Annotated in this window: 12 protein-coding genes; 5 read left to right on the forward strand and 7 right to left on the reverse strand. The window is 72.3% G+C overall.

Annotation, left to right across the window (positions count from 1 at the left end; genetic code table 11):
• Positions 1-13: 13 nt before the first annotated feature.
• Complete coding sequence (locus C1N91_RS11095) at positions 14-1,378, reverse strand: cystathionine beta-synthase (RefSeq protein WP_137767757.1); 1,365 nt, start codon at positions 1,376-1,378, stop codon at positions 14-16.
• Positions 1,379-1,388: 10 nt separating this feature from the next.
• The gene (locus C1N91_RS11100; RefSeq protein WP_137768796.1) at positions 1,389-3,290 is read right to left on the reverse strand and encodes an ABC transporter ATP-binding protein; all 1,902 of its coding nucleotides are present in this window, start codon (positions 3,288-3,290) and stop codon (positions 1,389-1,391) included.
• A 129-nt stretch (positions 3,291-3,419) separates the two neighbouring features.
• Here C1N91_RS11100 and C1N91_RS11105 point away from each other — a divergent pair, with 129 nt between their 5' ends.
• Complete coding sequence (locus tag C1N91_RS11105) at positions 3,420-4,844, forward strand: APC family permease (protein WP_137767758.1); 1,425 nt, start codon at positions 3,420-3,422, stop codon at positions 4,842-4,844.
• Positions 4,845-5,043: 199 nt separating this feature from the next.
• Positions 5,044-5,970, forward strand: coding sequence for a hypothetical protein (locus C1N91_RS11110; protein WP_137767759.1), 927 nt, complete (start codon positions 5,044-5,046; stop codon positions 5,968-5,970).
• Between the two features lie 156 nt (positions 5,971-6,126).
• Here C1N91_RS11110 and rplL read toward each other — a convergent pair whose 3' ends face one another.
• From rplL to C1N91_RS11130, 4 genes are all read right to left on the reverse strand, one after another.
• Positions 6,127-6,510, reverse strand: a complete 384-nt coding sequence (rplL, locus tag C1N91_RS11115; RefSeq protein WP_058727461.1) for a 50S ribosomal protein L7/L12 — start codon at positions 6,508-6,510, stop codon at positions 6,127-6,129.
• Between the two features lie 51 nt (positions 6,511-6,561).
• Positions 6,562-7,077, reverse strand: a complete 516-nt coding sequence (rplJ, locus tag C1N91_RS11120) for a 50S ribosomal protein L10 (protein WP_058727460.1) — start codon at positions 7,075-7,077, stop codon at positions 6,562-6,564.
• 266 nt (positions 7,078-7,343) lie between these two features.
• A complete protein-coding gene (locus tag C1N91_RS11125) occupies positions 7,344-8,804 on the reverse strand; it encodes a sensor histidine kinase (protein WP_137767760.1) in 1,461 nt (486 codons plus the stop codon).
• Complete coding sequence (locus C1N91_RS11130) at positions 8,801-9,541, reverse strand: response regulator transcription factor (protein ID WP_175415996.1); 741 nt, start codon at positions 9,539-9,541, stop codon at positions 8,801-8,803. The genes C1N91_RS11125 and C1N91_RS11130 overlap by 4 nt, the downstream gene beginning before the upstream one ends.
• Positions 9,542-9,748: 207 nt before the next feature.
• Here C1N91_RS11130 and C1N91_RS11135 point away from each other — a divergent pair, with 207 nt between their 5' ends.
• From C1N91_RS11135 to C1N91_RS11145, 3 genes are read left to right on the forward strand one after another with little or no spacing between them, the layout of a single operon-like run.
• Positions 9,749-10,864: an acyl-CoA/acyl-ACP dehydrogenase gene (locus C1N91_RS11135; protein ID WP_137767761.1), complete on the forward strand. Its 1,116-nt coding sequence runs from the start codon at positions 9,749-9,751 to the stop codon at positions 10,862-10,864.
• Positions 10,861-12,210, forward strand: a complete 1,350-nt coding sequence (locus tag C1N91_RS11140) for a bifunctional PIG-L family deacetylase/class I SAM-dependent methyltransferase (RefSeq protein ID WP_254678229.1) — start codon at positions 10,861-10,863, stop codon at positions 12,208-12,210. Before C1N91_RS11135 ends, C1N91_RS11140 begins: the two co-directional genes overlap by 4 nt.
• 28 nt (positions 12,211-12,238) lie before the next feature.
• Positions 12,239-12,970, forward strand: coding sequence for a glycosyltransferase (locus C1N91_RS11145; protein ID WP_137767763.1), 732 nt, complete (start codon positions 12,239-12,241; stop codon positions 12,968-12,970).
• Positions 12,971-12,992: 22 nt separating this feature from the next.
• Here the strand turns inward: C1N91_RS11145 and C1N91_RS11150 are convergent, their stop codons facing one another.
• Positions 12,993-14,006 (reverse strand): TolB family protein, encoded by a 1,014-nt coding sequence (locus tag C1N91_RS11150; RefSeq protein WP_137767764.1) that lies wholly within the window; start codon positions 14,004-14,006, stop codon positions 12,993-12,995.
• Positions 14,007-14,065 lie beyond the last annotated feature (59 nt).

Here is a 14,065-nt window from a genome sequence, read left to right on the forward strand (position 1 = left end):
TGCTGTGCGGACGTCACTCGGACAGCGACGTGAGCAGGTCGTGCCGGGTGAGCACGGTGACGGGCTTGCCGTCGTCGACGACGAGCAGCGCGTCGACCGTCTCGAGCGCCCGACGGGCGGCGGACAGCGACTCGCCGGTGCCGATCAGGGGCAGCGGGTCGCCGACGAAGCCGCTCACCGCGTCGGTCATCGCGGCGGCGCCGGTGAAGACCTGCTCGAGCAGGTCCTTCTCGGCGACGGCGCCGACGACCTCGCCGATCACGACCGGCGGCTCGGCGCTCAGGACCGGCATCTGCGAGACGCCGTAGGTCGACATGATCTCCACGACGTCGCGGACCGTGTCCGACGGGTGGGCGTGCACGAGGTCGGGCAGGCGACCGCCCTTGTCCGCGACGACCGAGCCGACCGTGCGGGCGTCGTCGCCGTCGGCGAATCCGTAGGAGCGCATCCACCGGTCGTTGAAGATCTTGCCGAGGTACCCGCGGCCGCCGTCCGGCAGCAGCACCACGACGACGTCGTCCTCGGTCAGGTCGCGTGCGGCACGCAGGGCGGCCACGACGGCCATGCCGCTCGACCCGCCGACGAGCAGGCCCTCCTCGCGCGCCAGTCGACGGGTCATCGCGAAGGACTCGGCGTCCGTCACGGCGATGATCTCGTCGGGCACGCCTGCGTCGTACGCCCCGGGCCAGAAGTCCTCGCCGACGCCCTCGACCAGGTACGGCCGACCGGTGCCGCCCGAGTAGACGGAGCCCTCGGGGTCGGCGCCCACGATCCGGACCCGGCCGTCGGACGCCTCCTTCAGGTACCGACCGGTGCCCGAGATGGTGCCGCCGGTGCCGACCCCGGCGACGAAGTGGGTGAGCTTCCCCTCGGTGTCGCGCCAGATCTCCGGACCGGTCGTCTCGTAGTGGCTGCGCGGGCCGTTCGGGTTCGCGTACTGGTTCGGCTTGTAGGCACCGGGGATCTCCCGCACGAGCCGGTCGGACACCGAGTAGTACGACTCGGGGTGCTCCGGCGGGACCGCGGTCGGCGTCACCACGATCTCGGCGCCGTACGCGGTGAGGACGTTGCGCTTGTCCTCGCCGACCTTGTCCGGCAGCACGAAGACGCAGCGGTACCCGCGCTGCTGGGCGACGAGCGCGAGACCGACGCCGGTGTTGCCCGAGGTCGGTTCGACGATCGTGCCGCCCGGGCGCAGGTCGCCGGAGGCCTCGGCCGCGTCGATGATCCGCGTGGCGATGCGGTCCTTCGACGAGCCACCCGGGTTCAGGTACTCGACCTTCACCAGGACGGTCGCCCGGATGCCCTCGGTGACACGGTTCAGGCGGACGAGCGGGGTGTCACCGACCAGGTCGACGACGGAGTTCGCGTAACGCACGCGGCAGAGTCTAGGTGGCCGGCCCGGTCGTCGTCTGGGTTGCGACGAAGGATGTCGACGCATCGTTCTGTTGGTGGAAGAGCGAGGCGTAGACGCCGTCGCGTGCGAGCAGCTCGTCGTGGTCGCCCCGCTCGACGATCCGCCCGTGGTCGAGCACGAAGACGACGTCTGCGTCGCGGATCGTCGACAGGCGGTGCGCGATCGCGATCGTCGTGCGCCCCGCCGCTGCCGTGTCGAGCGCGGTCTGCACCACGTGCTCGGAGATCGAGTCGAGCGCGCTCGTGGCCTCGTCGAGCACCAGCACCGGCGGGTCCTTCAGCAGCACGCGCGCGATCGCGATCCGCTGCTTCTCGCCGCCGGACAGCCGGTAGCCGCGCTCCCCCACGACGGTGTCGTAGCCGTCGGGGAACGAGGCGATCGTCTCGTGGATGTTCGCCGCACGGGCGGCACGCTCGAGTTCCTCGTCGGTCGCGTCCGGCTTCGCGTAGCGCAGGTTGTCGCCGATGGAGGCGTGGAACAGGTAGGTCTCCTGGCTCACGATCCCGACGTGGCGCATCAGGTCCTCGTGCTCCAGGTCGCGCACGTCGGCCCCGGCGAAGCGCACGCTCCCCGACGACGCCTCGTACAGGCGCGGCACCAGGTACGAGATCGTGGTCTTGCCCGCGCCGGACGGTCCGACGAACGCCGCGAACTGTCCGGGCTGCAGCTCGAACGAGACCCCGCGCAGCGTCGGCTTGTCCGGTTCGCCATCCGGGTACGTGAACGAGACGTCGTCGAACGCCACGTGCCCCAGGCGCGACTCGTCCACCGGCCGCGCGTCGGGTGCGTCGGTGATCGCCGGCCGGAGGTCGAGGTACTCGAAGATCCGCGCGAACAGCGCACCCGAGGTCTGCAGGTCCAGCACCACCCGGAGCAGGCCGACGGTCGGGAAGAGCAGCCGCGACTGCACGGTCGTGAACGCGACGATGGTGCCGGCGGTGATCGGGACGTCACCGATGATCAGGTACGCGGCGACGACGTAGATGACCGCCGGGATGATCGACAGGAAGACCTGGACGATCGCGAAGAACCACTGCCCGGACATCTGCTGCCGGACCTGCAGCTGGATCTGGTTGCGGTTCTCGTCCCCGTAGCGCTGGGTCTCACTGCGCTGCTGGGTGAAGCTCTTGGCGAGCAGGATGCCGGAGACGCTCAGGGCCTCCTGGGTGATCGCGGTCATGTCGGACAGCGACTCCTGCGTCTGCGCGGCGATCCGGGCCCGGACCTGGCCGACCCGGCGCTGCGCGATGACGAGCAGCGGCAGGAGCACGACCGCGACCAGGGTCATCTGCCAGCTGAGCAGCAGCATGGCGACGACCGCCGCGATGACGGTGACCGTGTTGCCCAGCACCGAGGAGATCGTGTTGTTCAGCACGCTCGCAACGCCGCCGACGTCGTTCTGCAGGCGGGACTGGATCACGCCGGTCTTCGTGCGGGTGAAGAACGCGAGCTCCATGCGCTGCAGGTGCGCGAAGAGCCGCATGCGCATCGCGCCCATGACCTTGTTGCCCACCGTCGCCGTCAGCCAGGTCTGCCAGATGCCGACGCCGGCGCTCGCGATCCAGAGCGCGACCATCCCGCCGACCAGCTCGAACAGGACCGGCAGGTCGGGTCGACCCGAGGGCGGGAAGAGCCCGCGGTCGAAGGCCTGCTGGGTGAGCAACGGCGGGATCACCGAGAGCGCCGCCCCGACGAGCACGAGCACGACCGTCAGCACGATGGCGCGTCGGTGCGGGACGAACAGGCCGGCGATGCGTCGGAGCAGGTGCGGGATCCGGGGCGCCTCGGCGTTCGCGGCCTTCTGCGCCTGCACGTCACCGCTGGAGATCCGCCCGCCGCCGCGGGGACCGCCCGGACGCATCCCGTGCCCCATGCTCATGGCACCAACGTATCCCCGGCGCCGACTCCGGGCGGCTGCCCTCAGCCCTCGGCGTATTTGACCCCGTTCAGGGGCCGTGCGACCATCGTCCGTCCCCTTCCCCGCGCCGATCACGAGGTCCCATTGACGTCCGCGCCCACCCGCCCCACGTCCCTCCGTCACCAGCTCGCTCGCCGCAAGCCGATCGAGCAACTGCAGGCCGAGGCCGCGGCGGGTGTCGACGGCGAGCCGCTCCGGCGCTCGCTCGGGGTCTGGCACCTGACGATGATCAGCGTCGGGGCGACGCTCGGCACCGGCATCCTGGTCGTGCTCGGGACCGCCGTGCCGCTGGCGGGTCCGGCGGTCTGGATCTCCTTCGTGCTCGCCGGCGTGGCCGCGCTGCTGTCCGCCCTGTCGTACGCCGAGATGGCCGGCGCGGTGCCGACATCGGGGTCGAGCTACTCGTACACGTACGCGACGATGGGCGAGGGCATCGCCTGGGTCTGCGGCTGGTGCCTCGTGCTCGAGTACGCGGTCTCCGTCGCCGCCGTCGCGGTCGGAGCGAGCGAGTACGTCGACGAGACCATGCGCGTCTTCGGGTTCCACCTGCCCGCGGCGATCGCGGCCCCGCCCGGTGACGGCGGCGTGGTCAACCTGCCGGCCGCGGTGCTCGTGCTCCTCGCGATGGCGGTCCTGCTGCCGGGTGCCCGCGAGAGTGCCTGGGTAAACACGCTCATGGTCGTCGTGAAGATCGCGCTGCTCGTGTTCTTCGTGGTCGTCGCCTTCACGGCGTTCTCGTCGCAGAACTTCGCACCCCTCGCGCCGATGGGGGCTGCCGGGGTGACCGCCGCGGCCTCGCGCCTGTTCTTCTCGTACATCGGGTTCGACGCCGCCTCGACAGCGGGGGAAGAGGCGAAGGACCCCCGCCGTGACCTCCCCCGAGCGATCATCGGGTCGATCGTCATCGTCACGACGCTGTACATCCTGGTCGCGATCGCCGCGATCGGTGCCCGACCGTGGACGTCGTTCTCGTCCGACGAGGCCTCGCTCGTCCGCATCGTGGTCGAGGTCACCGGTCAGCCGGTCGTCGCGCTCGTCTTCTCGATCGGCGCGGTCATCGCCATCGCGAGCGTCGTGCTCACGGTGCTCTACGGCCAGACCCGCATCCTGCTGACGATGGCGCGGGACGGCATGGTGCCGTCCGTGTTCGGCCGGGTGTCGCCGCGGACGGGTACCCCGGTGCCGAACACGCTCATCGTGGGCATCGTCGTCGCGGTCGGCGCAGCGCTGGTCCCCCTCGGCGAGCTCGCCGACGCGACGAGCATCGGCACGCTGGTGGCCTTCGCCCTGGTGAACGTCTCGGTGATCCTGCTCCGCCGCACCCGCCCGGAGCTCGAGCGCTCGTACCGGGTGCCGCTGTTCCCGGTCGTCCCCGTCCTCGGGACCCTGTGCTGCGTGCTGCTCGCGGTGTTCCTCGGCGCAGGCACGTGGATCGCGTTCGGCCTGTGGATGGTCGCCGGCGCCGTGCTCTACCTGGCGTACGGCCGCCGCCACAGCACCCTGCGCTGACGCGCGCGGCTGCGCCGGCTGCGCCCGCGGCCGTGCCGGACGACTTCACGCGCTCAGCGACAGTTCACGGCCCGACACGGCCGTGAGCTGTCGCTGAGCGCGTGAGGCCTCTCCTCCCCAGCTCCTCCAGTACGTCGACGTGTCCACAGGTCGGCGCCCGTCACCGCGCCGCGATGCGCTCGCGGCGAGCATCGTGCTCATGCACGAGCACAGGCGACTACCCACGATCCTCCGCGCGGCACACGGCGACCCCGCTCGAACCCGGGCGCTGCAGCGACATCACGCCGCCGGGCGCCTGGTACGACTGCTGCCCGGCGTGTTCGTGGCGATCGAGGACTGGGAACACCTCTCTCCCGCCGGACGGCACCTCGCACGAGCCCGGGCCGCAGCACCGACCCTGCGACCCGGCTCCGTGTTCTCCCACGTCACCGCGGCGTTGATCCACGGCTGGCCGTGGATCGGCCGCGTCGACGAACGCGTCCACGTCCTGGACCCCGCGGCCCCGGTGATCCAGCACCGCGTCGGTGTGATCCGACACCCCGGCACACCACGGCACGATCCGTCCGATGCCGCGTTCGACGGAGTCCCCGTGACGTCGCTGCTCGAGACGGCTGTCACGCTCATGACGACGGCGGAGCACCACGTCGCGGTCGCGGCAGTGGACGCCGCCGTCCGCTCGGATGACCTCCGGACCGAGCGACTCCGGGCCGCCGTCCCCCTGCGACCCGCGCGTGGCTCGGCCCGAGCAGCCGCCGTGCTCCAGGCACTGGACCCGCTCCACGAGTCGGTCGGCGAGTCGTTCGCGTCGGCCCGGTTCGTGGAGCTCGGGCTCCCTGCGTGGACCAGCCAGGCGCAGTTCCGGCATCGTGACGGCTCCGTCGACCGGGTCGACTTCTGGTTCCCGTCACTCGGCGTCGTGGTCGAGTTCGACGGCAGGCAGAAGTACGTCGACCCGTCGATGCTGCAGGGGCGTGATCCGGCCGACGTCCTCTGGGCCGAGAAGCGACGCGAGGACCGGATCCGAGCGCTTCCCGCGGTGCGATCGGTCATCCGGGTGACCTGGTGGCACCTCGTCGAGCCGGATCGGCTGCGAGCACTCTTCCGCGCTCACGGCGTGCTGGTGTGACGCCCGACGACTTCACGCCCTGAGCGACACCTCACGGGCGCCGGTGGCCGTGAGGTGTCGCTGGGCGCGTGAAGTCCCAGCGCACTGCACATGCGCCGCGCACGACGAAGGCCGCCGCCCCGAGGGGCAGCGGCCTTCGTGACCGAACGGTCGAGACTACGCGAGCTCGATCGTGGCGCCGGCGGCCTCGAGGGCCTCCTTCGCCTTGTCGGCCGTCTCCTTGTTGACACCCTCGAGGATCTTGGCGTCGGCGGTCTCGACGAGCGCCTTGGCCTCGCCCAGGCCGAGCGACGTGAGGCCACGGACCTCCTTGATGACCTGGATCTTCTTGTCACCGGCCGACTTGAGGACGACGTCGAACTCGCTCTTCTCCTCGACCTCCTCGGCGGGGGCAGCAGCGCCACCGGCCGCGGCGACCGCGACGGGGGCAGCAGCGGTGACCTCGAAGACCTCCTCGAACTTCTTCACGAAGTCCGAGAGCTCGATGAGCGTGAGCTCCTTGAAGGCCTCGATGAGCTCGTCCTGCGAAAGCTTCGCCATGATTTTCTCCTACTACTAGCTAGTACGTGTGGTTGATGAACGCGTGCCTGATCAGGCCGCGGACTCCTGCTTCTCGCGGAGGGCGTCCACGGTGCGGACGGCCTGCGAGAGGGGTGCCTGGAACAGGTACGCAGCACCGAACAGCGAGGCCTTGAAGGCGCCGGCGAGCTTGCCGAGCAGCACTTCGCGGGACTCGAGGTCAGCGAGCTTGTCCACCTCGGTCGCGGTGAGCGGGTTACCGTCGAAGTAACCGCCCTTCACCACGAGCTGAGGGTTCGCCTTGGCGAATGCACGCAGCGACTTCGCGACGGCGACGGTGTCACCGTGGACGAAGGCGAGAGCGGACGGGCCAGCGAGCTCGTCGTCGAACGACGTGATGCCGGAGTTGTTCGCCGCGATCTTGGTCAGCGTGTTCTTCACCACGGCGTACGTGGCGTGCTCACGGATCGAGTTGCGGAGCTCCTTGAGCTGCGCGACCGTGAGACCGCGGTACTCGGTGAGCAGAACGGCGTTCGAGCTCTGGAATGCTTCCGTGAGCTCGGCGACCGCAGCTTCCTTGTTCGCCATGGTTCTCCTTGGGGTTCTTGCCGGCTAGCCCCTGGTCACCACACGAAAAAAGCTCCGGCGCAGAGGCTCGGAGCTGCTCCCCCGCGAACGGGAGGAGTTGTTCTGAACACCTGCGCTGGCTGCCCCACGAGTGAGGACCTTCGGTCTGTGCGCGAGCGCACAGACGACCGGCGGTCTTTGGCTTCGAAGAAGGTACCACAGGATCCGGCGGTGACCAAGTGCCGGTCTGGAGGCGCGGTGCGGGCCCGCCCCGCGCCTCCCGTCCGTCAGGCGGTCACCTCGTCACCCGTGACGTCCCGTGCACCCGCGCCCGCCGGTCGGGTGGCCGGCAGGTGCACGGTGAACACGGTGTCCCCCGGGACGCTCGCGACCGCGACCCGGCCACCGTGCGCCTGCACGACCGCGTCGACGATCGCCAGCCCGAGCCCCGTCGACCCGGCACTCCGCGACCGCGAGCTGTCCGCCCGCGCGAAGCGTTCGAACAGCTTCGGCAGGAACTCCGGGTCGATGCCCTGCCCGTCGTCACGGACCGTCAGGTCGACGCCGTCGGCGACGGGGGCGAGGCCGACCGTGATGTGGGTGCCGTCCGGGGTGTGCGTCCGGGCGTTCGTCACGAGGTTGACGACCACCTGGTGCAACCGGGCGGCGTCGCCGGGGACGACCACGGGCTCGTCGGGCACGTCCACGGCGATGACGTGGTCGGGCGAGGCGGCGTGCGCGTCGTTCACCGCGTCGAGCACGAGGCCGGTCAGGTCCACGTCGGCGAATTCGACCTCGCGACCCTCGTCGAGTCGGGCGAGCAGCAGCAGGTCCTCGACCATGCTCGTCATCCGGAGCGACTCCGACTCGATGCGACCCATCGCGTACACGACGTCCTGCGGCAGGTCCGCGCCCATCCGCCGGGTGAGCTCGGCGTACCCGCGGACCGACGCGAGGGGTGTGCGGAGCTCGTGCGAGGCGTCGGCGACGAACTGCCGGACCTTCTGCTCCGAGCGCTCCCGGGCCTGCATGGCGTTCCCGATGTGTCCGAGCATGCGGTTGAAGGCGGTGCCGACCCGGCCGACCTCGGTGCGTGGGTCGGTGTCGGGGACCCGGACACCGTCGAGGGCGTCGCTGCGCTCCAGGGGCATCCGTGCGACGGAGGACGCGGTCTCGGCGACCCGCTCGAGTGGTCGGAGCGACCGACGGACGACGACGGCGGCGACCCCGGTCGCGGCGAGCAGGGCGAGCGCGGTGACCACCAGCACCACGCCGAAGAGCTTCCAGACGCTCTCGTAGACGGGCGCCATCGGCAGGCCCACCACCAGGACGGCCGATCCGAGCGACACCGCGGTGACCCGGTACCGACCGAGGTCGCTGCCGAGGTCGATGGTGTGCGCTGCACCGTCGACGGTGACGTCGCCGAGCGGTCGCACCGCTGAGGACGCCAACCGGTCGACGTCCCCGGCGTTGTCGAGGACGCTGCCGATGACGGCGTTGCCGTCCAGGAAGTACGCGGTCAGCGTGCCGGCCGCCTGGCCGCTCGGTCGACCGATCTCGAGTCCGGGCCCGCCCGGTCCCTGCTGTTCGACCGAGCGTTGCGCGCGGGTCGTCGCGAACGCGAGCTGCTCGTCGATCGCCGACCGCTGGATCGAGAACAGCGCGATGATGCTGCCCGCCCCGATGACGGCGCTGACGGCGACGACGAGCGCGACGATGCTCAGGACGAGGCGCCGACGGAGCGTCACGAGGTCGGCTTGATGACGTACCCGACGCCGCGCACCGTGTGGATCATCGGGGTCTCGCCGGCGTCGATCTTCTTCCGCAGGTAGGAGATGTAGATCTCGACGACGCTGGACTTGCCGCCGAAGTCGTACGACCAGACCCGGTCGAGGATCTGCGCCTTCGAGAGCACCCGGCGGGGGTTGCGCATGAGGAAGCGGAGCAGCTCGAACTCGGTCGCCGTGAGCTCGATCGGCCGTCCGGCGCGGGACACCTCGTACGACTCCTCGTCGAGCACCAGGTCCCCGACGACGATGCGGGAGTCACCGGCCTCGGACACCGAGATCTGCGAGCGGCGGATGAGCCCGCGGAGCCGCGCCACCACCTCCTCCAGCGAGAACGGCTTCGTGACGTAGTCGTCGCCGCCCGCGGTCAGCCCGGTGACGCGGTCCTCGACGGAGTCCTTGGCGGTGAGGAACAGCACCGGGGTGTCGTCGTTGTTCTGCCGCAGTCGGCCGAGGACCTGCAGTCCGTCGAGGTCGGGCATCATCACGTCGAGCACCATCGCGTCCGGCTTCCACTCGCGTGCCGTCGTCAGGGCCTCCTGACCGCCGTTCGCGCTCTTCACGTCCCAGCCCTCGTAGCGGAGCGCCATCGAGAGCAGGTCGGTCAGGCTGGCCTCGTCGTCCACGACGAGGATGCGCAACGGCGAACCGTCGGCGCGGGTGAGGCGGGGGGCTGCGGCGGGCTGGGAGATGGTCACGTCATCGAGGATCGGTGCGGTTCCTATGAGCGGTCTGTGGAGCACCCCTCCCCGCTCTGTGGATCGTCCGACGGACGCCTGCACCGTTCGGCTGCTCGCTCGCCGGGCCGCTCGCTGCCCACGGCCCGGCCGTCCCGCCCTGTCGCACGAGCCGCACGACGCGGTCCCCGGACGGCCGCACGGCACCGCCGCCGTACGGTCGGCCGCATGCTGCGATCCCCGGCCTGGCCCGCGTCCGTCTCGCTCGTCGACACGGCGTCCGTCGAGGCGGCGGCCGGGAGGACCGGGTCCTCGCCGGCGGACCGTCTCGCCTTCGCGCAGGTGCTCGCCGACACCACCCCGGTGCTGACCGCGGGGACGGCCGGTCCGGTCTTCGCCACCCTGGCGGCGGTCGCCGCCGCGGACGTCGCGCTCGCCCGGACGGTCGAGCCGCACCTCGACGCACTCGGCATCCTCGCGCAGGCGGGCACCGCGGTGGCGTCCGGGTCGACCTGGGGTGTCTTCGCGGCCGAGGCCCCGGGGCTCCGGGTCACCGCGACGCCGTCGTCCGGCAGCGGCGCGTCGGACGGTGCCGTCACGCCCGGTGACACGGTCGCGACCGGGAGCGCCGTCGTCGCCGACGGCGCCGTCAGGCTCGACGGCACGAAGCCCTGGTGCTCGCTCGCGTCCTCCCTGACCCACGCCCTGGTGACGGCGCACGTCGGCGAGCAGCGCCAGCTCGTCGCGGTCGACCTCCGCCAGCCCGGGGTGACCGTGCACGACGAGGCCTGGGTCGCCCGCGGGATGCCCGACGTCCCCAGCGGTCCCGTCGACCTCGACGGCGTCGTCGGCACCGCGGTCGGCGCTCCCGGCTGGTACCTGACCCGTCCGGGGTTCGCGTGGGGCGGCATCGGCGTCGCCGCGTGCTGGTGGGGCGGCGCGGTCGGGCTCGCACGGGCGCTCCGGACGGCCACGGCGGCGCGACCCGGCTCGGAGCTGCTGCAGGCCGCACTCGGCGCCACGGTCGCTGACCTCGCCGACGCCGAGGACGCGCTCGCGACCGCCGCGGCCCGGATCGACGAAGCCTCGACCGGTGCAGCCGGACCGGACGACGACACCGACTGGTCGCTCGTGGCACAGGTCACGCGGTCGCGGGTGCGCCGCGCGGTCGACGCGGTGTCGCAGCGCGTCGTCGCGACCCTCGGCCCTGCCCCGCTGGCGAACGACGCCGCGGTCGCCGCACGGGTCGCTGACCTCGGGCTCTACGTGCTGCAGGACCACGGGGAGCGGGACCTCGCCCGGGTCGGACGGATCGTCGTCGAGCGCGGCGGTGTCGCGTGGTGAGCTTCGACCACCGCGAGCCCGGCACGGACCCCGCGGCGTGGACAGCGTTCCTCCGCTCGGTGCCCGCGGCCCCGGTCGACCTCCGGGGCGTCGGTGCCGTGGTCGTCGTCGCGCCGCACCCGGACGACGAGACCCTCGGCGTCGGCGGGCTCGTCGCGACCGCCGCCGACGCGGGCGTCCCCGTGCACGTGCTCCTCGTCACCCGCGGCGAGCGCTCCCACCCCGACTCCCACACCGTGACACCGGCCGACCTGGCCCCGCGCCGGTCGGCCGAGTTCCGGGCCGCGCTGCGGGTGCTGCACGCGACCGCCGGTGCCACCGAGCTCGACGTCCCCGACGGTGCGGTGCGTGAGCACGCGGAGGTGCTGCGCGCCGCGCTCGAGCACCGGCTCGCCGGGACACCACGTCCGACGCTCGTCGTCGCGCCGTGGCGCGGGGACGGGCACCGCGACCACCGGGTCGCCGGCGAGGTCGCGGAGCAGGTGGTCGCTGCGACGCCGGGCACGGAACTGCTCGCCTACCCGGTGTGGGCCTGGCACTGGGACGACCCCGCTGCTCGCACCATGCCGTGGGACCGGGCCCGCACACTCGTCCTCGACGCCGACGTCCGCGACCGGAAGGCCCGGGCGCTGGCCGCGTACCGGTCCCAGACGGAGCCGTTGTCCGACGCACCCGGCGACGAGCCGATCGTCGACGACCGCCACGCCGCGCACCACCTGCGCGCCGAGGAGTGGCTCTTCGCGCCGCTGCGGTCGCGCTCGCGGGAGTCGTTCGACGCGCACTACGCCCGGAAGCCCGAGGGGTGGGACTTCGAGGGCTCCTGGTACGAGCAGCGGAAGCGTGCCGTCACGCTGGCCGCGCTGCCCCGCCCCCGCTTCCGGTCGGCCCTCGAGCTCGGCTGCGCGACCGGGGTGCTCACGGCAGCACTGACCGAGCGCGCGGACGCGGTGCTCGGGACGGACGTCGCAGCCGCCGCGATCGAGCGTGCTCGGCGTCGTGCACCGGCCGCGCGCTTCGAGACGGCCGCGTTCCCCGTCGAGTGGCCGGACGGGCGGTGGGACCTCGTCGTCCTGTCCGAGGTCGGCTACTACCTGTCGCCCGACGACCTCGACCGCACCGTGGACCGGGTGCTCGGGTCGCTCGACGACGACGGCGTGCTCGTCGCCTGCCACTGGCGTCACCCGGACGACGACGCGGTGATCGGCGGCGACACGGTGGACGCCCGGCTCGCCGCCCGGTGGCCGCGGCCCGCGCTCGTGCGCCACGTCGAGGAGGACTTCGTGCTCAGCGTGCTGCCCGGCCCGGCCGTCACCTCGGTCGGCCGCGCCGAGGGGCTCGTCCGGTGAGCACCGCCCGCGCCGAGGGGTTCGTCCGGTGAGCACCGCCCGTGTCGACGTCGTCGTACCGGTCCACGACGAGGAGAGCTCGGTGCGCGCTGCCCTCGACGCGCTGGCCGCTGCCGTCACGACCCTGCACACCGCGCACCCGTCGGTACGGTCCGGCGTCACGCTCGTCCTCGACGGGTGCACCGACGGTACCGCCGGCATCGTCGAGGCGACCCGGCAGACCGACCCGGTGTGGCGGGCCGGACACCTCCACGTGCGGACGTCGCCGCGCGTCGGCGTGGGTCGTGCCCGGGCCGTCGGGACCGCGCACGCCCGGGCGCTCGCCCGGACGTCGCCGCCCGACCGGCACTGGTTCGCCCACACCGACGCCGACTCGCGGGTCCACCCGGACTGGCTCGTGCAGCAGGTGGACGCACTGCTCACCGGAGCGCACGTGCTCGTCGGCGCGGTGGTCCCCGACCCGGACGACCTCGACCCCGCCGTGCTCGACCGCTGGCGTGCGGCGCACCCACCGGGGGCCACGCTCGGGCACGTGCACGGTGCGAACCTCGGCGTGCGTGCGGACGCCGACACCGCACTCGGTGGGTTCGATCCGGTCCCGGAGCACGAGGACGTCCGGTTGGTGGAGCGGGCGCGGGCGCTCGGGCTCGACGTCCGGGCGACGACCGAGCTGCCGGTGGTCACGAGCGGCCGCTTCGCCGGACGGACCCCCGGGGGCTACGCCGAGCACCTGCGCCGCACCTACGGCGACGCCGGCTGACCCGCCGTCTCGTCCGCCGGGTTCAGGCCACGGGGTAGTCGCAGTACGCGAACCAGCGCGAGTCGGGCGACCACGGCGGCACGTTGACCGTCCCCTGGCCGCCGTCGAGCACCACGAGGGTCGCGGGCAGGACGGCGATCCGCGCACCCCGCGTCAGGACCCCGGGCAGCAGCCGCAGCTCCACCCGGTGGTCGGCGGGGTGCCCCTGCACGCCGGGCTCGTACGACAGGTAGAGCAGGTGCGCGCCGTCCGGGGACAGGTGCGGGAACCAGTCCACCCGATCGTCGGCGGTGATCCGTACGGGAGCGCCCGCGGCGGCGCGGCCCGTGGTGCCACCGCCAGCGCCGTCGTCGTCGTCACCGTCGTGGTCGCCGTCGCCGGATGCGTCGAGTCGGAGCGCTGCGAGCTGAGCGGTGCCCGGCGTGAAGCGCTCGGTGTTGAACAGGAGCGTCCGGCCGTCCGGCGTGATCGCGCAGCCGTCGTCCGGGTGCTCGTCCCGGGTCAGGAACGTCGTGGTTCCGGACACCGGGTCGACGAGGGCGACGTCGGTCGTCCAGACGCCCTCGGGCGTCCGCTCCCCCACGATCGCCGCGAGCGACGAGCCGTCCGGCGCGATGCCGTGCAGGTAGTACTTCCGAACGACCGGCAGCGCCGCGCGCGTGTCGGTGATGCGTGTGGCCGAGCCCCCCTCGGGCAGCGGCACGCGGTACAGCTCACCGTCCCGGGCGCTCACCACGACGGACTCCCCCGACGGGTCGAGCACGTGGTCGTTGTTGATCTCGCCGACCCCGGGCATCGGCACCGGCACGAGCGCGGTCTCGTCGAGCACGCGGTCGTCGCCGGGCTGCGGGAGCGGCAGCAGCCAGAGGTCACCGTCCCCGTTCAGCACGAGCGTGCGGTCGTCGAGGACGTTCGGCGCCTCGACGAGCACCGTGTCCGACTCGAACACGAGCCGACTCGTCCGCGAGGCCACGTCGTACACGTGCACTCGGCTGGTCTGTCCCGGCAGCAGTTGCCGCCCGCGTGTCCCGGTCATCCGTCCATCCTGTCTGATGCGCGGAAGCGACAGATCTCCGGCGACCGTTGCCGCAGATC

Origin of the sequence: Curtobacterium sp. SGAir0471, assembly GCF_005490985.1 — a bacterium.
Classification (GTDB): domain Bacteria; phylum Actinomycetota; class Actinomycetes; order Actinomycetales; family Microbacteriaceae; genus Curtobacterium.

Coding starts and splice junctions, on each gene's coding strand:
- rplL (WP_058727461.1), bottom strand. CDS start 6,510: ATGGCGAAGCTTTCGCAGGACGAGCTCATCGAGGCCTTCAAGGAGCTC.
- C1N91_RS11150 (WP_137767764.1), bottom strand. CDS start 14,006: ATGACCGGGACACGCGGGCGGCAACTGCTGCCGGGACAGACCAGCCGA.
- C1N91_RS11110 (WP_137767759.1), top strand. CDS start 5,044: ATGCACGAGCACAGGCGACTACCCACGATCCTCCGCGCGGCACACGGC.
- rplJ (WP_058727460.1), bottom strand. CDS start 7,077: ATGGCGAACAAGGAAGCTGCGGTCGCCGAGCTCACGGAAGCATTCCAG.
- C1N91_RS11135 (WP_137767761.1), top strand. CDS start 9,749: ATGCTGCGATCCCCGGCCTGGCCCGCGTCCGTCTCGCTCGTCGACACG.
- C1N91_RS11100 (WP_137768796.1), bottom strand. CDS start 3,290: ATGGGGCACGGGATGCGTCCGGGCGGTCCCCGCGGCGGCGGGCGGATC.